The organism is Labedella endophytica (assembly GCF_003990045.1).
GTDB classification, from domain to species: Bacteria; Actinomycetota; Actinomycetes; order Actinomycetales; family Microbacteriaceae; genus Labedella; species Labedella endophytica.
Window position 1 is genome coordinate 58,949 of sequence record NZ_RZGZ01000003.1, and the last position, 19,635, is coordinate 78,583.

Sequence of the window (19,635 nt, forward strand, 5' to 3'; positions counted from 1 at the left end):
ATCGAGCGGCACCGGATACGGCCGGCGTACGAAAGCGTAGTAACCCTCACGTTTCACCGATCGAGGGCTGTGGATAAGCGCGTTCAGCCCCCGTTGTGGACGACGTCGTGACGAGGAAGAGTGACCGCGCGGCTGTCATAGGCTCGATGCATGTCCACCGTGCCACCGCTCTCCGCGAGGATCCCCACCCCTGTGCGCCTCCCCGTCCCGTCCCACCCCGACGTCCACGAGTGGCGGCCGGCGACCGCGGCGGACGTCGACGCGATCCACGCGACGCAGCGGGCCATGGATGCCGTCGACCACCCCACCTGGACGACGCCTCGCTCGGAGATCGCGGAGGACTTCGAGAGCGCACACATCGATGTCGCCGCCGATTCCCTGCTCGCTCTCGCGGTCGACGGCACCGTGCTCGCCTGGGGCATGACCCCGCTGGGCCCGGGCCAGGAGAGCCGTGTCCAGTCCTATGTCCTCGGCGGGGTCCACCCGGACTGGCGGGAACGCGGGATCGGTCGCGAGCTCATGGCCTGGCAGATCGCCCGATCGACTCAGCAGCTCGCGTCGTCGGACAAGACACTGCCCGGTTGGACGGTGTCTTACCAGGAAGAGTCGAACGCGTCGGGGGCCGCGCTCGCCCGGAGGTTCGGTATGCGGCTCGAGCGGTACTTCACCTCGATGGAACGTGTGATCGCCGAGCCCGTGCCCGATCTCGCCACTCCCGATGGGATCACCGTCGTCCCGTACTCGTCGGAACTGGCCGAAGCCACGCGGATCGCGCGCAACGATGCCTTCCGCGACCACTGGGGGAGCCAGCCGACGCTCGAGGAGCGCTGGCGGCAGTTCGTCGAGGGCGAGGAGTTCCGCGACGACCTGTCCTGGGTCGCCGTCGAGGACGACGCCGATGGCGGACGCCGAGTCGTCGCCTTCGCGCTGTCCACCATCAACGAGGGGGACTGGGAGGTCCAGGGCTTCTCGAGCGGATACGTCGCTCTCATCGGCGTCGTCCGCGATCGGCGTCGTCGCGGACTCGCGCCCGCGTGCATCTCGGCCCTTCTGCGTTCGTACGCGGACGCGGGTCTCGAGAAGGCGATCCTCGACGTCGACACCGAGAGCCCGACCGGAGCGAACACGCTCTACTCGGGCATGGGTTTCGCTCCGACGACGCGGTCCCTCGCATTCGTCATCGAGCGCTGAGCGGAGGGGAGATGATCGAGGACGCCCCGCAGGAGGGCACCACCACGCGGTTCCGTGTCGACGTGGCGTATCAGGGCACTGATTTCGCTGGGTGGTCGCGGCAGCCCGGGCAGCGGACCGTGCAGGGAGTGCTCGAGGCGGCCATCTCGACGTCGTTCGGCGACTTGATCGGGCGACCGGCGCTCGTCGTCGCCGGTCGGACGGACGCGGGCGTGCACGCCGTGGGGCAGGTCGTGCACCTCGACCTCTCGCCCGACGCGATGCACCGGTTGGCTCGTCAGCGCGGTGGGCGCACCGACCCCGCCGGTGCCCTCGCTCGACGGGCGAACGGTGTCCTCGGACCGTACTCCGACGTGGCGATCACGCGGGCGACCATCGCGCCTCCCGGGTTCGACGCGCGCTTCGGCGCTCTGTGGCGCCGCTACGAGTACCGGGTGGCCGACGTCGTCGCCGGTCGCAACCCGCTGCAACGCGCCCACACGGCATGGCTCCCGACGTCCCTCGACATCGACGCCATGAACGAGGCCGCCTCGATGCTCCTCGGTCTCCACGATTTCGGGTCGTACTGCAAACCGCGTGAGGGAGCGACGACCATCCGCACCCTGCTCGACTTCTCCTGGAGGCGGGACGAGGATCGCGTCCTCCGTGCCGACGTGCGCGCGGACGCCTTCTGCCACAGCATGGTGAGAGCCCTCGTGGGGGCGACGGTGGCGGTCGGGGGAGGGCGGATCTCGGTGGCCGACGTCGTGAGCCTGCGCGACGGCGTCTCGCGCGACGACGCGTACGCGGTCATGCCCGCGCGGGGACTCACTTTCATGGAGGTCGCCTACCCGCCGGACGAGCAGCTCGCGGACCGCGCGGCGCTGACGCGCTCCCGCCGTTCCCTCCCCGGGGGTCTCGACGGGGAGTAGCCAGGGCTTCATCGCGCGGGCGGCACCCTTGACAGCGAAAACGGGCCGATCCGTGGAAGGATCGGCCCGTTTTCAGATCGCCCTGCCTCGAAGCGGGACGGCGGTCTGCCAGCTCGGTCAGCAGACCTGCTCGTAGGCGTATTCCGCCTTGTCGTAGGACAGACCGCTACCGGTGGCCCGCCACATGACGGTCAGCCCGCAGTCGGCCTCAGCGGCATCGACGAAGTGATCGTTCATGGAGAGGTTGCCGGCGATGGAACACACCGTTCCCCAGCCCTTGGGAACGAGGTCGCAGACGCCGATCGCCCCGTTCATGATGTCGACCTTCTCCTGAACCTCGGCGGCGGACATCGTATACACACCGTCCCACGATTCCGCGTTCGCGGCTGTCGCGCCGCCGACCACGAGTGCGCCGGCAAGCCCGGCGGTGGCGAGTGTTGCTGCAATCCGGCTCTTCATCTTCAACATGATCTTCTCCTCCATTGGGTGGACTCTTGTTGATCGTCTCGATCCGTGTTTCAACGCTAGACACCGAGCGACGGCGAGGTCAATGAGCTCGAAAAAAGAGGCTTCTCACCAGGACTTCAGGCACTCAGATTCCTATCAGGGAGCGATTCGGCCGATGCGTCGTGCGGATCCCGCCCGGTTGTCGTCTTGCCCCGAGAAGGCGTGTCGAGTAACGTAGACCCTTGGTGTGCGTCCGATTGAGGCGCGTACCCGAAGTTGAGCCCTCCACCTGCGTCGTTCTCCTCGAGAACGCCCAACGGAGCGGGATTCACGATCGACCAACTCCGATAGAAAGCAGCACTCCTGTGACGCGCACATTCACCCCCAAGCCCGCGGAGATCCAGCGCGACTGGGTCGTCATCGACGCGGAGGACATCGTCCTCGGCCGTCTGGCGAGCCACGCCGCCGTCCTCCTGCGCGGAAAGCACAAGCCGATCTTCGCCCCCCACGTCGACACCGGTGACTTCGTCATCATCATCAACGCGGACAAGGTCGCCCTGACGGGCTCGAAGGCCCTGCAGAAGAAGGCCTACCGCCACTCGGGCTACCCGGGCGGCCTCAGCTCCGTCACGTACGCCGAGCTCCTCGAGAAGAACCCCGTCCGCGCCGTCGAGAAGGCGATCCGCGGCATGCTCCCGAAGAACTCGATCGGCCGTGCCCAGCTCCGCAAGCTCAAGGTGTACACCGGTAACGAGCACCCCCACGCTGCCCAGCAGCCCAAGACGTACACCCTCGGCCAGGTCGCGCAGTAAGCGCCGGCGAAAACGAAAAAGGATTCCACACCGTGGCTCAGATCAGCGATTCCCTCGACCAGACCTCCGACAACTTCTCGACCGAGACGCCCGCGACGGAGAGCGTGACTCCCCGTCCCGTCCTCAACGTCCCCGGTGCGGCCGTCGGCCGCCGCAAGCAGGCCATCGCTCGCGTGCGCATCATCCCCGGCGCCGGCACCGCGACCGTCAACGGCCGCGAGCTCGCCGAGTACTTCCCCAACAAGCTGCACCAGCAGCTCATCAACGACCCCTTCAAGGTCCTCGACCTCATGGGCAGCTACGACGTCATCGCGCGTATCTCGGGTGGCGGCCCCTCGGGTCAGGCCGGTGCGCTCCGCCTCGCCATCGCTCGTGCACTCAACGAGATCGACCGTGAGAACAACCGCCCGACCCTCAAGGCCGCCGGCTTCCTGACGCGTGACGCTCGCGTCATCGAGCGCAAGAAGGCGGGTCTCAAGAAGGCCCGTAAGGCCTCGCAGTTCTCGAAGCGCTAGTCGCGGGCGAGAACCACTACTCGTGGCACGTCTGTTCGGGACGGACGGCGTCCGTGGGCTTGCGAACAAGGACCTGACCGCCGATCTGGCGCTCCGGCTCGCGCAGGCCACGGCCGTCGTCCTCGGCAAAGGACGCAGCGCAGAAGCCCGACGGGCCGCCGGAAGGCGGCCCGTCGCGGTTCTCGCGCGCGACCCGCGCGTCTCCGGTGAGTTCCTGTCGGCTGCCGTGGCGGCCGGTCTCGCGAGTTCCGGCATCGACGTCCTCGACGCCGGGGTTCTGCCGACGCCCGCTGCGGCGTTCCTCATCCAGGACATCGGCGCCGACTTCGGCGTGATGATCTCGGCGTCCCACAATCCGGCTCCCGACAACGGGATCAAGATCTTCGCGCGAGGCGGGTCGAAGCTTCCCGACGTCGTCGAAGAGCGCATCGAGTCGTACCTCGAACGCGACATCCTGATGCCGACGGGAGGCGACGTCGGCCGCATCCGGCGCTTCGCCGATGCCGAGGACCGCTACGTCGTCCATCTGCTCGCGAGCCTCGAGCGGCAGCGCCTCGACGGGATCCATGTGGTCCTCGATTGCGCGAACGGAGCGGCGTCCGGTGTCTCTCCGGAGACGTTCCGCGACGCCGGAGCCCAGGTGACCGTCATCGGCAACGAGCCGGACGGCATGAACATCAACGAGGGCGTGGGGTCGACCCACCTCGACGGTCTCTCTCGCACGGTCCGCGAGCTCGGCGCCGACGTGGGGATCGCGCACGACGGCGACGCCGATCGGTGCCTCGCGGTCGACGCCGACGGCAACGTCGTCGACGGCGACCAGATCATGGCGATCCTCGCCGTGTCGATGAAGCGCCGCGGCGTCCTCGCCTTCGACACCCTCGTGGCAACGGTCATGAGCAATCTCGGACTCAAGATCGCGATGGCCGAGAACGGCATCGGCATGGTCGAGACGCGTGTCGGTGACCGCTACGTGCTCGGCGCCATGAGCGAGGGGAAGTACTCCCTCGGAGGCGAGCAGTCGGGGCACGTCGTGATGAGCCGTTACGCCACGACCGGGGATGGAATCCTCACGGGCCTCCACATCCTGGCGGAGATGGCGCGCACGGGCCGTTCCCTCGCCGACCTGGCGTCGGTCATGACGGTCTACCCGCAGATCCTCGTGAACGTACGCGGCGTCGACCGCTCCGCCCTCGAATCAGACACGGTCCTGGCCGAGGCCGTGCGCGCCGTCGAGGCCGAACTCGGCGACACCGGACGGGTACTCTTGCGCCCGAGCGGCACCGAACCCCTCGTCCGCGTGATGGTCGAGGCTGCCGATCAGACGACCGCCGATGCGCACGCGCACGCCCTCGCAGCGATCGTCCGGGAGCGCCTGGCCGTCTGACCCGATCGGTCGGGCGGGTCGGTCGGACGGGGTCCTCCGGACTCCGTCCGACCGACGGGTATATTACTGGAAGCCGGGTGCACCGCATCGGCGTCAGCCGAGGGAGTCGCGCCATGGATCATCGCCCATCGAGGATCGTGCTCGCCGCGTTCGCCGCCGTCGTCATCGCCGGGGGGATCATCCCGCTGGGTGCTCCGTCCTCCGCCGCGGCGTCGGACCTCTCCGTCGTGCGGCCCGTGGAGGTCGCGCCCGACGCGGCGCCGACGGACGATCCGCAACCGACGGACACGACGAGCCCCGATCCGGTCGAGACGACGACCCCCGATCCGGTCGAGACGACGGCGCCGCCGACCGAAACACCCACACCGACGCCCACTCCCACTCCCGATGAGGCTGAGACTCCGAAACCCGACGACGGGACGGAGCAGCCATCGGACATCGCGCCGCAGGAGGTCCAGCCCGGCGCTCAGCCCATCGAATTCCAGGCACCCAAGCCCGTCATCGTCGGCAACCCCCGTGACGGATCGACGATCCAGGTGTCGGCCGGCTACTGGACCCCGTCCCCGACGACCGTGGTCTTCCAGTGGTTCGCCGATGGCAGAGGCATCGCGGGTGCGACCGGCCGAGGCCTCAAGGTGACTGCAGATCTCGTGGGGAAGAAACTCAGCGCCAACGTCAAGGGAACCCGCGTCGGCTACGTCGCGAAGTGGGTGTCGAGCGATCAGACGGCTCCCGTCTGGAAGGGTGTCACCGACGAGGCGCTCCTTCTCTCGAAGATCAAGACGCGGCTCGACGACCACGGCTGGAAGTACACCGTCGCCATCCGTGAACTGAATGGCGCGAAGCGGTCGACCTCGGTCTACGGAGCGAGCAAGCGCGAGCCGGCCAGCACGAGCAAGCTCTTCATCGCCTACGCGGTCCTCGACAACATCGACAACGGCATCCTCTCGTTCTCGCGCAAGACGTCATCGGGAACGACGGTGAAGGACTGTCTCCGTGTCCTCATCGAGGTCTCGGACAACTACTGCGCGCGTGAACTCATGGCGGTCGTCGGCCGCACGAAGCTCAACTCGAAGTTGGCGTCCGAGGGGTACACCGGTACCCAGTTCTCCAGCGCGGCGAACTCCTCGGGCTGGAACAAGACGAGTACGGCGAACGATCTCGCCCTCCTGCTCAGTCGTCTCCAGAACAAGCAGCTGCTCTCCGTTTCGGGCACGACGCACCTGCTCACGCTCATGGAGCGCCAGGTGTGGCGGAGCCGGCTGGCGTCCGGACTGCCGGACGGTGTGAGGTCGGCATCGAAGCCAGGGGAGCTCTGGCTCTCGTCCGGGATGGTCCAACTCGACGTGGGGATCGTCTACGGCCCGACGAGCACCTACGTGCTGACGGTGATGGGCAACGGAAATGCGACCAAGGAGGCGATCAAGGCCATCTCGAAGACGGTGTTCCTGCACCTGCAGGGTTATCCGTCATCGACGAAGACCAGGGTCTATCCGGCCCAGCAGATGACGGCGAAGGCGTCGACCGCGCTCCGCTCCGGACCCGGGGGGAGCACGATCGCGACCATCCCCGCCGGAGCGAGGGTGGAGGTCATCAGCAGTCAACGCATGTGGTACTACGTGAAGGTCAACGGGCGGAACGGTTGGATGTCCGCGACGGTCCTCGCCAGCAGATGGGCCGCCTAGGCCCCGCCGCCGTCAGATCTTCCGCAGCAGGACCTTCCGGACCGTGTGATCGGAGTCCTTGACGAGGACGAGCTTCGCGCGCGCCCTCGTCGGCCGGATGTTCGTGAGAAGGTTCGGCTCGTTGACGGTCGACCAGAAGAAGCGTGCACGCTCCCTCGCCTCGTCGTCGTCGAGTTCCGAGAAGACCGTGAAGTACGAGTTCGGATTCGTGAAGGCGCCGTGCTTGAGTGCCATGAACCGCTCCTCGTACCACGCGGCGATGTCCGAGGTGCGAGCGTCGACGTAAAGCGAGAAGTCGAAGAGATCCGAGACGCTCATCTGGCCGGTCGACGGCGCCTGGAGGACGTTGAGCCCCTCCACGATGAGGACGTCGGGTCGACGCACGACGACGCTCGCCGACGGCACGATGTCGTAGACGAGGTGTGAGTAGAACGGTGCGCGCACCTCGGCGGCTCCGCTCTTCACCTCGGTCACGAAGCGGAGGAGGGCCCGGCGGTCGTAGGACTCCGGGAAACCCTTGCGGTCCATGATGCCTCGACGCTCGAGCTCCGCGTTGGGGTAGAGGAAACCGTCCGTCGTCACGAGTTCTACGTGGGGGGTGTCGGGCCAGCGCGACATGAGTTCCCGGAGGAGCCGCGACACGGTCGACTTTCCGACGGCGACGGACCCCGCGACCCCGATGACGAACGGCGTACGCGCATTGCTCTCCCCGAGGAACGCCGTGCGCTCGTCGTGGAGGCGCTTCGCCGATCGGGCGTAGAGGCTCAGCAGCCGGCTGAGGGGGAGATAGACCTCGGCGACCTCCCGGAGGTCGAGACGGTCACCGATCCCGCGGAGTTGGACGACCTCGGCGTCGGTGAGGGGGGAGACGGCGCCGGGGGCGAGGCGCGACCAGTCGGCGCGGTCGATCTCGTCGAAGGGTGTGGTCTGCGTGCTGGGACCAGCGTGGGAGTCGGGCATAGAACGGCAGTCTATTGTTCCGGGTAGTCTGGAACGCATGTGTGGAATCGTGGGTTACGTCGGTCCGCTCGACAGCATCGATGTACTCATGGGTGGGCTCGGGCGTCTGGAATATCGGGGATACGACTCCGCGGGAGTCGCCATCATCGACGAAGCGGGCGACCTCCACACCCGCAAACGTGCCGGCAAGCTGGCCGTCCTGAGCGGCGACCTCGCGTCGGGCAATCTGCCGGAGAGCCACACGGGCATCGGACACACGCGGTGGGCCACCCACGGCGGGCCCACGGATGCGAATGCGCACCCGCACCTCGGCGACGACGGTCGGCTCGCCCTCATCCACAACGGCATCATCGAGAACTTCGCGTCGATCCGCGCCGAGCTCGTCGAGGCGGGCGAGACGTTCCACAGCGAGACGGACACCGAGGTCGCGGCCGTCCTGCTCGGCCGTGTCTACCGCGAGACCGGTGACCTCCGTTCGGCTTTCCTCCGGGTCGTCGGGCGCTTCGAGGGCGCGTTCACCCTCTTGGCCGTGCACCAGGACGAGCCGGGCGTCGTCGTCGGGGCCCGCCGGAACTCCCCGCTCGTGATCGGATTGGGCGACGGGGAGAACTTCCTCGGTTCGGACGTCGCCGCCTTCGTCGAGTACACGCGCCGGGCCCTCGCGATCGGCCAGGACCAGATGGTCGCGATCACGACCTCGGGCGTCGAGATCACCGACTTCGACGGCAACCCCGTCGAGGCCGAGCCGTTCGAGGTGAGCTGGGATGCCTCGGCCGCCGAGAAGGGCGGATGGTCGAGCTTCATGGCGAAGGAGATCAGCGAGGAGCCCGAGGCCGTCGCGAAGACGATCCTCGGTCGGATCGATCCGGCCGGTTCGGTCTCGATCCCCGAGCTCGACGGGCTCGACGATCTCTTCCTCGACATCGACCGCATCGTCGTGATCGCCTGCGGCACCGCGTCCTACGCCGGACAGGTCGGCAAGTACGCGATCGAGAAATGGGCGCGTGTCGCCGTCGACGTGGAGCTGAGCCACGAGTTCCGTTATCGCGAGCCCGTCATCACGCCGCGCACGCTCGTCGTGTCCATCAGCCAGTCGGGCGAGACGATGGACACGCTCATGGCGGTCAAGTTCGCACGGGAGTCCGGTGCGAAGACCGTGTCGATCTGCAATACGCAGGGTGCTACCATCCCTCGCGAGTCCGACGCCGTCGTCTACACGCACGCGGGACCGGAGGTCGCCGTGGCCTCCACGAAAGCGTTCGTCGCCCAGATCACTGCTCTGTACTTGCTCGCGCTCCACATCGCTCGCGTCCGCGGTGCGCTGTCGACAGAGGAGATCGCGCAGCAGGCCGCGGAACTCCAGGCCATCCCCGACAAGATCGCCACGGTCCTCACCAACAACGAGACGATCGAGCAGCTCGCGCGCTGGATGGCGGACACACGTGCGGTGCTCTTCCTCGGGCGCCACGTCGGTTTCCCCATCGCGCTCGAGGGTGCGCTGAAGCTCAAGGAGCTCGCGTACATCCACGCCGAGGGTTTCGCGGCGGGAGAGCTGAAGCACGGTCCGATCGCGCTCATCGAACCGGGGCAGCCCGTCTTCGTCGTCGTTCCGAGCCCGCGCGGGTCGCAGACGATCCACTCGAAGGTGGTCTCGAACATCGAGGAGATCCGGGCGCGCGGCGCCCGCATCATCGCCATCGTCGAGGAGGGCGACGTCGCAGTCCTTCCCTCGGCCGACGAGGTCATCCGCATCCCTCTCGCCGGACCGCTGTTCGAACCGCTCCTGAGCGTCGTCCCGCTCCAGGTGTTCGCGATGTCCCTGGCGAGCGCGAAGGGGCTCGACGTCGATCAGCCTCGGAACCTCGCCAAGTCCGTCACGGTCGAGTAGGTCGCGCCGTGGTCCGGGAATCGCGATGATCGTCGGCATCGGGGTGGATGTCGTCGATCTCGCGCGCTTCGAGCGCGCCGTCGCGCGCACTCCGGGACTGCGTGATCGCCTGTTCGCTGAGAGCGAACGCGCGCTTCCCTTGCGCTCGCTGGCCGGACGGTTCGCAGCCAAAGAGGCGCTCATGAAGGCACTCGGCACAGCCGACGGGCTCGTCTGGGTCGACATCGCCGTGGTGGCGGCCGACGGTGGAGCGCCGTCGTTCGCCCTCTCCGGCTCGACGGCAGCGGCCGTCGAGGCGCGAGGGATCGACGTCCTGCACCTCTCCATGAGTCACGATGCCGGTGTGGCGATCGCGTACGTCATCGCCGAGTCCCGGAGCGCCGCATGACGGGCCTTCGGGAAGCCGTCGTCGACCTCGACGCCATCAGTGCCAACGTCCGGCGGATTCGGGAGATCACCGAGGGCCGTCGTGTCATCGCGGTGGTGAAGGCCGACGGCTACGGTCACGGGGCGGTCCCCGTCGCGCGTGCCGCGCTCCGCGGGGGCGCCGACATGCTTGGGACGGCCGACGTCGACGAGGCTCTCGCGCTGCGAGCCGGCGGCATCGAGGCGCCGATCCTCGCGTGGCTCCACGCGCCCGACCAGGACTTCGACGCGGCCCTCGCCGCGGGCATCGCCCTCGGGGTGTCGAGCGGCCGCGAGCTCGAGCGCGTCGCGGAGGCCGCGTCGCGCGATGGGAGGCCGGCGCGCGTGCACGTCAAGCTCGACACCGGACTCAGCCGGAACGGGGTGCCCCGGTCGGACTGGTCGGATGTGGTCGCGCGTGTCCGGACCCTCGTCGACGCCGGTCGCGTGACTCTCGACGGGGTCTTCACGCATCTCTCGAACACCTCCGATGAGGACGATCGGATCGCCGTGCGCGTCTTCGACGAGGGGCTCGACCTCGTCTCCGAGTCCGGTCTCGGCCCGCGCATGATCCATGCGGCGGCGACGGCGGCCGCGATCGCCGTGCCGGAGTCCCGTTTCGACACGATCCGGCTCGGGATCGGTATGTACGGCTTCTCCCCGGTACCGGGGATCACGGGCGCGGAGCTCGGCCTCGTGCCGGCCATGCGTCTCGTCTCGCAGGTGGCGAGTGTGAAGAGGCCGGAGGTCGGGACCGGCGTGTCGTACGGGTACCGCTATCGCACGAGCGAGAACTCGACCCTCGCGCTCGTCCCGATCGGGTATGCCGACGGAGTCCCTCGGCAGGCCTCCGGGCTCGGCGAGGTGTCGATCGGTGGACGGCGTCACCGCGTCGCCGGTCGAATCGCCATGGACCAGTTCGTCGTGGACGTCGGGGACGCTCCCGTCGACGTGGGCGACGAGGTCGTGATCTTCGGCGATCCCGCGACGGGAGCACCCTCGGCTGCGGAGTGGGGCGAGCACGCGGGAACGATCGACTACGACATCGTCACGCGCATCGGCCCGCGCGTCCCGCGCCGTTACACGGGAGCGGAGTGATGGACGACGCGCGATTCGACGTCGCGACTCCCGACGACATGCACGCGCTCGGCGTACGGATCGGATCGACACTCGCCGCGGGCGACCTCCTCGTCCTCACCGGCCCGCTCGGAGCAGGGAAGACGACACTGACCCGCGGCATCGGCGAGGGCCTCGGCATCCGTGGCCCCGTGCAGTCTCCGACGTTCGTCATCGCCCGAACGCACCCGAGTCTCGTCGGCGGTGCGCCCCTCGTCCATGTGGACGCCTACCGGCTCGGGGACCCGCGGGAGTTCGACGACCTCGACCTCGATCTCGACGGTTCGGTCGTCGTCGTGGAGTGGGGGCGGGACGCGGTCGCGACCGTCGCCGACGAGTGGATCGACGTCGAGATCGAGCGTCCGCGGGGCGGGGACGACGGTCCCGACGAGTCGGTGTCCGACGATGCGAGCGTGGAACCGCGCGTGGTCGTGGTCCGGACCATGCGCGTCACCGACGCCGTTGGATAGGCCGCCCTCGCGGGTAGGCTGGCACGCGTGATTCTCGCCATCGATTCGTCCATCGGGACCTCCGTGGCGCTCGCCGACCGGGACGGCCGTCTGCTGGCCGCCGCGGACGAGGCCGACCATCTCTCGCACGCCGAGGTCGTGGGCGTGCTGATCCGCCGCGTCCTCGATGAGGCCGGGGTCACCGCTGCCGACATCACGGCGGTCGCGAGCGGAATGGGTCCCGGGCCGTTCACCGGCCTGCGGATCGGCATCGCGGCGGCTCGGACCTTCGCGGTCGCTCGGGGTGCGGAGCTCGTGCCCGTGCTGAGCCACGATGCGGTCGCCGCTGAGCGTCTCCTGTCCGGAGCGTCGGGTGATCTCGTCGTCGTCACGGACGCGCGTCGCCGCGAGGTCGCCTGGACCCGGTACAGCGGGCTGACCCCGTCCGGTGCGCCCGAGCGGGTGGACGGTCCCCACCTCGCCGAGCGGGCCACGTTCGTGGTCGTCGGCGCCGACCGCATCGATGCCGTGGGAGTTCCCGCTGCCGCCCTCGCGCGTCTCGCTGCGCTGAGTCTGCACGGAGAGCGCGCGACCGACCCGGACGAGCCGGTCTACCTCCGCGCGCCCGACGTCACCCTGTCCGCCCGTAAGCGGGTGACCCAGTGAGTGTCGCCATCCGTCCGGCGTCGTCCGAGGACCTCGCGGGCATCCTCGGGCTCGAGGAGTCGATCTTCGTGAACGACGCGTGGTCGCCCGCGCAGATGAGGGCCGAGCTCGGAAGCCCGCACACGTCGTACGTCGTCGTGGTCGACGACGTCGAGGGGATCGTGGGCTACGGGGGAGTCCAGGCGCCGAGCGCCTCGCCGGACGCGGACATCCAGACGATCGCCGTCGTCCCGTCCTTCCGTCGCGCAGGTCTCGGTCGCGCGATCATGGCCGAGCTGATCGGCGCCGCATGGGAGGTCGGCGCGGAACGGGTGTTCCTCGAGGTCCGGGCCGACAATCCCGCGGCGCAGGCCCTCTACGTCGACCTGGGATTCGAGGAGGTCGGCGTGAGGCCGCACTACTACCAGCCGGACGACGTCGACGCCGTCGTCATGCGTCTGGAGTTCCACGGTGGGGCTTCGGCAGGCCCCGGTCCGATCGGAGCGTCGTCGTGATCGCCGACGCACCCCTCGTCCTCGGGATCGAGACGAGCTGCGACGAGACCGGCATCGGGATCGTCCGCGGGCGACGGCTCCTGTCCAATCGCATCGCGTCCTCGATGGACGAGCACGCACGCTACGGCGGCGTCGTCCCCGAGGTCGCTGCGCGCGCGCACCTCGAGGCGCTCGTGCCGACGATCGAGGCGGCGGTCGCGGAGGCCGGTGTCGAGCTCGACGATCTCGACGCCGTCGCCGTCACGATCGGTCCGGGACTCGCGGGCGCGCTCATGGTCGGGGTGGGAGCGGCGAAGGCCCTCGCCGTGGCCCTCGGCAAGCCGCTCTACGCGGTGAACCACCTGGTCGGCCATGTCGGAGCAGACCTGCTCACGCCGGACGCCGACGACATCGAATACCCGACCGTCGCGCTCCTCGTCTCGGGAGGTCACACGTCGCTCCTCCTCGTGAGGGACCTCGTCGACGACGTGGCCCTCCTCGGCGAGACGATCGACGACGCGGCCGGGGAAGCATTCGACAAGGTCGCTCGCGTCCTCGGGCTGCCGTATCCCGGAGGGCCGGAGATCGACCGCGCCGCGCTCGGTGGGGACCCGGCGGCCATCCGGTTCCCCCGGGGGCTCACCCTCCCGAAGGACCTCGAGCGCCACCGCTACGACTTCTCGTTCTCGGGACTCAAGACGGCGGTCGCCCGGTGGGTGGAGAAGCGGGAAGCGGATGGGGTGCCCGTTCCCGTCGCCGACGTGGCGGCATCGTTCCGCGAGGCCGTCGTCGACGTGCTCGTCTCGAAGGCGATCGCGGCCTGCCACGACACCGGTGTTCCCCGTTTGCTCCTCGGCGGCGGGGTCGTCGCGAACGCCCGGCTCCGCACGGTCGCCGCCGAACGCGCGGCTGCGGCCGGTATCGCGCTCCGCATCCCCCCGCTCGATCTCTGCACGGACAACGGTGCGATGATCGCCGTCCTGGCCGCCGAGCGCTTGCGCGCGGGGCATCCCGGGTCAGCGCTCGATGCCGCGGCCGATTCCACCCTCCCGGTCACGGCGATCCAGGTGCCGTGACCGCGGTCCCGTCGATGACGCGTCCGATACGCTGGGACCCTCGACGAGGGAGGGCGACGTGACGGCGCACGATGGACCGGCCCCGGACGCTGCGGGCACCTCGCGTCAACCGACGCGTGCGCAGGAGCCCTTCGCCCCTCCGTCCGTCCCCGGGTTCCGGGAGCACCACGTTCCGCCGACCAAGCCGGGACGGCACGATTCGCAGCAGTCCTGGCCGAGCGCCGATGCTCTGCGCTTCACGCCGCATGCGGAGGCACCGGGCCGGGAGGCGGGTGTCGCGCTGGCGCTCGCCATCGTCGGCGCTCTGATCGGACTCGCCGTCGGGTGGGGTCTGCCTCTCTCGATCGTCGCCCTCGTGCTCGCGATGCGCGTGCGCCGGAGACCGGGACGGTCCCGACTGATGGCGACGTGGTCCATCGCCCTCGTCCTCGTCAGCGCGATCGCGTCGGGGGCCTGGCTCGCGTACAGCCTCGTCGTCCTGTTCGGATGACGTGCGGCTCGCGCCGCGGGGTCTGGGCCGCGTCATTGTGGACCCGGCCGTCGCCTGCCACCATGTGGGGATGACCAACTCCGATGGCGGCGCGCCGCAGGGCCCGTATCCGCAGCAGCCGAGCGCCTACCCACAGCCCGACTCCTCCCAGCAGCCGAACGCCTACCCGACGTCCGCCCCGCAGGGAGCCCCGCAGGGTTACCCGCAGGCGGGTGGACCGCAGCCGTATCCGTCGTACGGGTCGCCGTATCCACCGGCGAGGCCCACCAACACGCTCGCGATCATCACCATCATCGCCGCCTTCGTGTTCCCGATCGTCGGCATCGTGACGGGACACATCGCACTCGGGCAGCTCAAGACCTCGGGGGAGCAGGGTGAGGGGCTCGCGAAAGCCGGCCTCATCATCTCCTACGTGTACAGCGCGATCGTCATCGTCGTGCTCCTGATCTCGATCGTTCTCCCGCTGATCATGGTCGCGGCCTTCGTGCCGTTCTGGGCCACGATCCCCACGAGCCCCTGACCCCGCGCTCGGCCGGGCAGTCCGTCGTCAGTCCGACGGCTCCCGGTCGACCAGGAGGGCGCGATGGCGCCCGGCGACACGGGTGAGGATGATCGTGGCCGATCGCGTTCCCGAGAGCGACATCTTGCGACGGAAGACGGCCGGATCGATGTCCGCACCGCGCTTCTTCACCTCGAGGACGCCGATCCCACGAGACCGCAGCTCCTTCTTGATGGTCTTCTCGTCGAGGGGCAGGTCCGCGACGACCCGGAACGCCTGTGCGAACGGACTGGGGACGAATTCGTCGGACGTGAGGTAGGCGATCCGCTCGCTCAGGAGACCGGCTCCGAGACGCCTCGCCAGGTCGCCGATCAGCCGGGCTCGGATCACGGCGCCGTTCGGCTCGTAGACGTAGGAGCCGAGTGGGCGGACGGCCTCGTCCTCGCTGTCGCCGTCCGACGTCATCTCCGCCGCGGCGTCGCCGACGATCACGAGTGCCGCGCGTGTCACTCCCGGGCGAGCGAGCACCCCCGTCCACAGGCCGAGTTCGACGACGTCTCCGTCGACGCTGATCCACTGGGCCTCGACCCCCGCAGGGATGCGGGACCGGTCGAAGCCGGGGCCGAGCTTGACACCGACGGGCTTGCGCTCGGCGACCTCCCACAGGAGGTCGAGGGGAGGGGTGTAATCGTCGGGGTCCGTCAGGCGCTCGGTCTCGGAGTGACCGGCCGATCGGCGGGCGGGGTCGGCGAAGACGGCGTCGAAGGGCTCGACGTCGATGTCGCGGGCGTCGGCGTGAATGACCGTGGACGTCGGGAACGGCGCCAGGTTGTAGCTCGCGATGGCGGCGGTGACCTCGTCGATCTCGACTGCCGTGACGGCGATGTCGAGACTTGCGAGAGCGAGGGCGTCGCCACCGATGCCGCTTCCGAGATCGACGACACGGGAGAGGCCCGCCGACGAGAATCGGCCTGCGTGGAGCGCGGCCACCCGCAGGCGCGTCGCCTGTTCGAGTCCCGCCTGGGTGAAGAGCATGCGGTCGGCGAAGACCCCGAACTTGCGGCTCGCTCGCGCGCGGAGCCTGGCCTGGCCGAGGACCGCGGAGACGAGCGCGGCCGGGTGACCTTCGGCGCGCAGCTTCGTGACGGTGGAGACGAGCTCCGCCGGTGTGCCGGCCGCGACGGAGTCGAGAAGGGCCAGACCCGAGGGGGTGAGGAGTTCGACGAGTTCTGCCCTGTCCATCCGGCCACGCTACCAGCGGCGGGGCGGATCGTTGGCACTCACGTTGCACGAGTGCCAGAGCATCCGTAGACTGGCGTTAGCACTCTCATGGTGAGGGTGCTAACCCATTCTTCGCACTAAGAAAGAGGTCAACCGTGTCGGTCTCCATCAAGCCGCTCGAGGATCGCATCGTCATCCAGCAGGTCGAGGCGGAGCAGGTGACTGCTTCCGGCCTGGTCATCCCGGACACCGCCAAGGAGAAGCCCCAGGAGGGCGAGGTCATCGCCGTCGGCCCCGGCCGCATCGACGACAACGGCAACCGCGTTCCTCTCGACATCTCCGTCGGCGACCGTGTCCTGTACTCGAAGTACGGCGGCACCGAGGTCAAGTTCGGTGGCGAGGACTTCCTCGTCCTCTCCGCTCGTGACGTACTGGCGGTCGTCGTCCGCTGACGATTCCCTGTCAGGGCTGACGAAGGGCCCACCCGACTCCGGTCGGGTGGGCCCTTCGTCATGCGCGGCGGCGATCGGCATGGCGGAAAGTCGACGACCTCTGGCCGCTCGCGCCCACGGACGCCGGGCCTCCCCTCACTAGGATCGATCCGTGGTCAATCGGATGGAGTCGGTGGGGGCCGCGTCGACCCCCGATCCCGCCGAGACCTTCTCGCCGCGCGGCGGACTCGCCTACGCGGCCTCGGCGTACGGTCTCTGGGGTCTGCTCCCCGTGTTCTTCCTCGCGCTCGTCCCCATGGGACCGGTCGAACTCGTCGCGTGGCGGATCGTGTTCTCGCTCGTCTTCTGCGCCGTCCTGCTCACCGCCACCCGCTCGTGGCACCGTGTCGTCGCCATCCTCCGGCGGGGACGCACCGTGGCGATCATGGCGGCCGCCTCGGTGTTCATCTTCATCAACTGGCAGACCTACGTCTTCGGGACGCTCAGCGGCCATGTGGTCGACGCAGCCCTCGGGTACTTCATCAACCCGATCTTCACGGTGCTCATCGGCGTCGTCGTCCTGCGGGAGAGGCTACGGGCCCCGCAGTGGGTGGCGGTCGGCATCGCAGGCGTCGCCGTCGTCGTCCTCGCGGTGGGATACGGCACCGTGCCATGGATCGCTCTCGTCCTCGCGACCTCGTTCGGTCTCTACGGCTACATCAAGAAGCGCGTCGGGGGCACCGTCGACGCGCTCTCCGGTCTGACCGTCGAGAGCCTCTTCCTCCTGCCCGTCGCCGCCGTCGCCCTGGTCGTCGTCTCCCTGACGTCGGAGCTCATGATCGGGGCTCCCGGTCCCTGGCACGTCGGCCTCCCGATCCTGTCCGGTGTGGTCACAGCGGTGCCCCTCCTCTTCTTCGCGTCGGCCTCGCGCCGGCTGCCCCTCGTGACGATGGGCCTCGTCCAGTTCGTCGCGCCGCTCCTGCAGTTCATCGTCGGGGTGGTGCTCCTCCGTGAGGCCATGCCGCTCGAGAGGTGGATCGGATTCGGCCTCGTGTGGGTCGCCCTCGTCGTCCTCATGGTGGACCTCGTCGTCGCGAGTCGTGGCACCCGTCGAGCACGCGCCGCGGCGGTCTGATCGACGGATTCCGTCGTCCCGCCGGGTCCGTTCCGCGGAATGTAACGATTGGGTCGCGTTACACGGCTGTAACGCGACCGTATTGTGTCTGGTTCTACCCGCCGTTAGCTTTGGCTGCACGCGTCGATAGACCCTGCCGACGCGATCTCCCTATCAGAGGTAATTGAAGGAGCACCATGAGCGTATTCGCGAGCCCCTCGCGTTCACTCCGTCGGCGCGTCAGCGTCGGTATCGCAACGGTCGGTATCGGCACCCTGCTGCTGGCCGGTTGTTCGTCGGCCGGCGACGGCGGATCCGATGACGAGACGACCGATGCGGGCGCCACCGCCTGCGGGCCCGAGGCCGTCGAGACCACCGAGGTCGAGCCCGCGGAGATCGCGGCCGCCCAGGAACGCGACACGTCGCTGACCATCGGATCGATCCTGCCGACCACGGGAACGCTCGCGTTCCTCGGCCCGCCCGAGATCGCCGGCGTCGACCTCGCCATCGCCGACATCAACGCGTCCGAGTCCGGCGTCCTCGGCGGCAACGCCGCGGTCATCCACCGCGACTCGGGTGACACCACGACCGACATCGCGACCCAGTCGGCCACAGACCTGCTCAGCCAGGGCGTCTCCGGCATCGTCGGTGCCGCGTCCTCCGGTGTCTCCTTCACCTTCATCGACCAGGTGACGGGCGCGCAGGTCGTGCAGGTCTCCCCGGCAAACACGTCGCCCGACTTCTCGGAGTACGAGGACGGCGGCTACTTCTTCCGTACCGCTCCGTCCGACGTGCTCCAGGGCCGCGTCCTCGGAAACCTCATGGTGGGTGACGGCGCGACCAACATCGGTCTCCTCTACCTCAACGACGCCTACGGCACCGGCCTGTCCGAGAACGTGAAGGCGGCCGTCGAGGCCTCCGGCGGAACGATCGTCGCCGAGGAAGCCTTCAACGAGGGTGACAGCCAGTTCAGCTCGCAGATCGACGCGATCATGGCCGAGGACCCCGACGCCATCGCGCTCATCGCGTTCGACCAGACCAAGGTCATCATCCCCGAGCTCGTCGGAACCCAGGGCTACCCGGGTGAGAACGTCTACTTCGTGGACGGCAACCTCGCCGACTACTCGGCCGACTTCGACGAGGGAACGCTGAACTGCGCGAAGGGCACCCTCCCGGGTGTTCTCGCGACGGACGACTTCCGTTCGCGCCTCCTCGGGATCAACCCCGACCTGACCGACTACAGCTACTCGGCCGAGTCGTACGACGCCGTGATCCTCATGGCTCTCGCGGCGATCGCCGCCGACGACGCATCGGGCCCCGGTATCCAGAGCCAGATGCAGGCCGTGTCCGAAGGTGGCGAGAAGTGCGAGTCGTTCGACGCGTGCGCCGAGCTGCTCGCGGCCGGTACCGACATCGACTACGACGGCATCTCCGGACCGATCACCTTCGACGAGAACGGTGACCCGACCGAGGCCTACATCGGCGTCTACCAGTTCGGCGCGGGCAACACCTACGCCCCGCTGACGAGCGAGTTCGGTTCGCTCGGCTAAACATGCACCACCCCGTGACGGGGCGTCGGATCTTCGGATCCGGCGCCCCGTTGGTCGTTCCCGCCAGCGTGGTGAGACGGGATGCTGCACGTCGAGTAGTCCCAGGTCGTCGCGTGCGGGTTCGCGAGGCGACGGTTCGCGTCCACCCGGGTGTTGGCGCAGGTGGTGCTGAAGCTCGAGTGGTCGCGAATCGTCGCCTGCGGGCCCGCGGGGTGACGTTTGGCGTCCGAACGAGCGCGGGGGCGTCGGGGGCAGGATGCCGTGCGTGCGTGCGTGCGTGCGTGCGAGCGTGCGTGCGTGCGAGCGGCCAGGCGCCTCCTCATGCGCACAGAAGGGGCCACCCGGACGA

21 protein-coding genes are annotated in these 19,635 nt (G+C 68.9%); 18 read left to right on the forward strand and 3 right to left on the reverse strand.

The window, feature by feature from the left end; genetic code table 11:
- Nucleotides 1–150 precede the first annotated feature (150 nt).
- On the forward strand, nt 151–1,191 hold the full coding sequence (locus ELQ94_RS11305) for a GNAT family N-acetyltransferase (protein WP_127050406.1): 1,041 nt from the start codon (nt 151–153) through the stop codon (nt 1,189–1,191).
- An 11-nt stretch (nt 1,192–1,202) separates the two neighbouring features.
- The gene (locus ELQ94_RS11310; protein WP_127050408.1) at nt 1,203–2,102 is read left to right on the forward strand and encodes a tRNA pseudouridine synthase A; all 900 of its coding nucleotides are present in this window, start codon (nt 1,203–1,205) and stop codon (nt 2,100–2,102) included.
- Nucleotides 2,103–2,219: 117 nt separating this feature from the next.
- Here the strand turns inward: ELQ94_RS11310 and ELQ94_RS11315 are convergent, their stop codons facing one another.
- The gene (locus ELQ94_RS11315; RefSeq protein WP_127050409.1) at nt 2,220–2,585 is read right to left on the reverse strand and encodes a hypothetical protein; all 366 of its coding nucleotides are present in this window, start codon (nt 2,583–2,585) and stop codon (nt 2,220–2,222) included.
- A gap of 329 nt (nt 2,586–2,914) precedes the next feature.
- Between ELQ94_RS11315 and rplM the strand changes: the two genes are divergently transcribed.
- From rplM to ELQ94_RS11335, 4 genes are all read left to right on the forward strand, one after another.
- Nucleotides 2,915–3,361 carry a 50S ribosomal protein L13 gene (gene rplM, locus ELQ94_RS11320; RefSeq protein ID WP_127050411.1) on the forward strand — a complete coding sequence of 149 codons (447 nt, stop codon included), beginning with the start codon at nt 2,915–2,917 and terminating at the stop codon, nt 3,359–3,361.
- Between the two features lie 32 nt (nt 3,362–3,393).
- Complete coding sequence (rpsI, locus tag ELQ94_RS11325; RefSeq protein ID WP_127050413.1) at nt 3,394–3,876, forward strand: 30S ribosomal protein S9; 483 nt, start codon at nt 3,394–3,396, stop codon at nt 3,874–3,876.
- Between the two features lie 22 nt (nt 3,877–3,898).
- Nucleotides 3,899–5,263 (forward strand): phosphoglucosamine mutase, encoded by a 1,365-nt coding sequence (gene glmM / locus ELQ94_RS11330; protein WP_127050415.1) that lies wholly within the window; start codon nt 3,899–3,901, stop codon nt 5,261–5,263.
- Between the two features lie 113 nt (nt 5,264–5,376).
- Nucleotides 5,377–6,948 carry a serine hydrolase gene (locus ELQ94_RS11335; RefSeq protein WP_127050418.1) on the forward strand — a complete coding sequence of 524 codons (1,572 nt, stop codon included), beginning with the start codon at nt 5,377–5,379 and terminating at the stop codon, nt 6,946–6,948.
- Nucleotides 6,949–6,960: 12 nt separating this feature from the next.
- On the opposite strand, the gene coaA is transcribed toward ELQ94_RS11335, so the two are convergent.
- The gene (gene coaA, locus ELQ94_RS11340) at nt 6,961–7,908 is read right to left on the reverse strand and encodes a type I pantothenate kinase (protein WP_127050420.1); all 948 of its coding nucleotides are present in this window, start codon (nt 7,906–7,908) and stop codon (nt 6,961–6,963) included.
- A gap of 37 nt (nt 7,909–7,945) precedes the next feature.
- Between coaA and glmS the strand changes: the two genes are divergently transcribed.
- The 9 genes from glmS to ELQ94_RS11385 all read left to right on the forward strand — a co-directional run bounded on the left by glmS (nt 7,946) and on the right by ELQ94_RS11385 (nt 14,991).
- A complete protein-coding gene (glmS, locus tag ELQ94_RS11345; RefSeq protein WP_127050422.1) occupies nt 7,946–9,796 on the forward strand; it encodes a glutamine--fructose-6-phosphate transaminase (isomerizing) in 1,851 nt (616 codons plus the stop codon).
- Between the two features lie 25 nt (nt 9,797–9,821).
- Nucleotides 9,822–10,184 carry a holo-ACP synthase gene (locus tag ELQ94_RS11350; protein ID WP_127050424.1) on the forward strand — a complete coding sequence of 121 codons (363 nt, stop codon included), beginning with the start codon at nt 9,822–9,824 and terminating at the stop codon, nt 10,182–10,184.
- Nucleotides 10,181–11,299: an alanine racemase gene (alr, locus tag ELQ94_RS11355; RefSeq protein WP_127050426.1), complete on the forward strand. Its 1,119-nt coding sequence runs from the start codon at nt 10,181–10,183 to the stop codon at nt 11,297–11,299. Before ELQ94_RS11350 ends, alr begins: the two co-directional genes overlap by 4 nt.
- Nucleotides 11,299–11,787 (forward strand): tRNA (adenosine(37)-N6)-threonylcarbamoyltransferase complex ATPase subunit type 1 TsaE, encoded by a 489-nt coding sequence (tsaE, locus tag ELQ94_RS11360; RefSeq protein WP_127050428.1) that lies wholly within the window; start codon nt 11,299–11,301, stop codon nt 11,785–11,787. The genes alr and tsaE overlap by 1 nt, the downstream gene beginning before the upstream one ends.
- 27 nt (nt 11,788–11,814) lie before the next feature.
- Nucleotides 11,815–12,432: a tRNA (adenosine(37)-N6)-threonylcarbamoyltransferase complex dimerization subunit type 1 TsaB gene (gene tsaB / locus ELQ94_RS11365; protein WP_127050430.1), complete on the forward strand. Its 618-nt coding sequence runs from the start codon at nt 11,815–11,817 to the stop codon at nt 12,430–12,432.
- Nucleotides 12,429–12,926 (forward strand): ribosomal protein S18-alanine N-acetyltransferase, encoded by a 498-nt coding sequence (gene rimI / locus ELQ94_RS11370; protein WP_127050432.1) that lies wholly within the window; start codon nt 12,429–12,431, stop codon nt 12,924–12,926. The genes tsaB and rimI overlap by 4 nt, the downstream gene beginning before the upstream one ends.
- The gene (tsaD, locus tag ELQ94_RS11375) at nt 12,923–13,981 is read left to right on the forward strand and encodes a tRNA (adenosine(37)-N6)-threonylcarbamoyltransferase complex transferase subunit TsaD (RefSeq protein WP_208007667.1); all 1,059 of its coding nucleotides are present in this window, start codon (nt 12,923–12,925) and stop codon (nt 13,979–13,981) included. Before rimI ends, tsaD begins: the two co-directional genes overlap by 4 nt.
- A gap of 58 nt (nt 13,982–14,039) precedes the next feature.
- Nucleotides 14,040–14,471: a hypothetical protein gene (locus tag ELQ94_RS11380; RefSeq protein ID WP_127050433.1), complete on the forward strand. Its 432-nt coding sequence runs from the start codon at nt 14,040–14,042 to the stop codon at nt 14,469–14,471.
- Between the two features lie 70 nt (nt 14,472–14,541).
- The gene (locus ELQ94_RS11385; protein ID WP_127050435.1) at nt 14,542–14,991 is read left to right on the forward strand and encodes a DUF4190 domain-containing protein; all 450 of its coding nucleotides are present in this window, start codon (nt 14,542–14,544) and stop codon (nt 14,989–14,991) included.
- A gap of 27 nt (nt 14,992–15,018) precedes the next feature.
- Here the strand turns inward: ELQ94_RS11385 and ELQ94_RS11390 are convergent, their stop codons facing one another.
- Nucleotides 15,019–16,212, reverse strand: a complete 1,194-nt coding sequence (locus ELQ94_RS11390; RefSeq protein WP_127050437.1) for a THUMP-like domain-containing protein — start codon at nt 16,210–16,212, stop codon at nt 15,019–15,021.
- Between the two features lie 134 nt (nt 16,213–16,346).
- On the opposite strand from ELQ94_RS11390, the gene groES reads away from it, so the two are divergent.
- From groES to ELQ94_RS11405, 3 genes are all read left to right on the forward strand, one after another.
- Nucleotides 16,347–16,643: a co-chaperone GroES gene (gene groES / locus ELQ94_RS11395; RefSeq protein WP_127050439.1), complete on the forward strand. Its 297-nt coding sequence runs from the start codon at nt 16,347–16,349 to the stop codon at nt 16,641–16,643.
- A gap of 151 nt (nt 16,644–16,794) precedes the next feature.
- Nucleotides 16,795–17,757: an EamA family transporter RarD gene (gene rarD, locus ELQ94_RS11400; protein ID WP_243696985.1), complete on the forward strand. Its 963-nt coding sequence runs from the start codon at nt 16,795–16,797 to the stop codon at nt 17,755–17,757.
- A gap of 176 nt (nt 17,758–17,933) precedes the next feature.
- Complete coding sequence (locus ELQ94_RS11405; protein WP_127050441.1) at nt 17,934–19,286, forward strand: ABC transporter substrate-binding protein; 1,353 nt, start codon at nt 17,934–17,936, stop codon at nt 19,284–19,286.
- Nucleotides 19,287–19,635 lie beyond the last annotated feature (349 nt).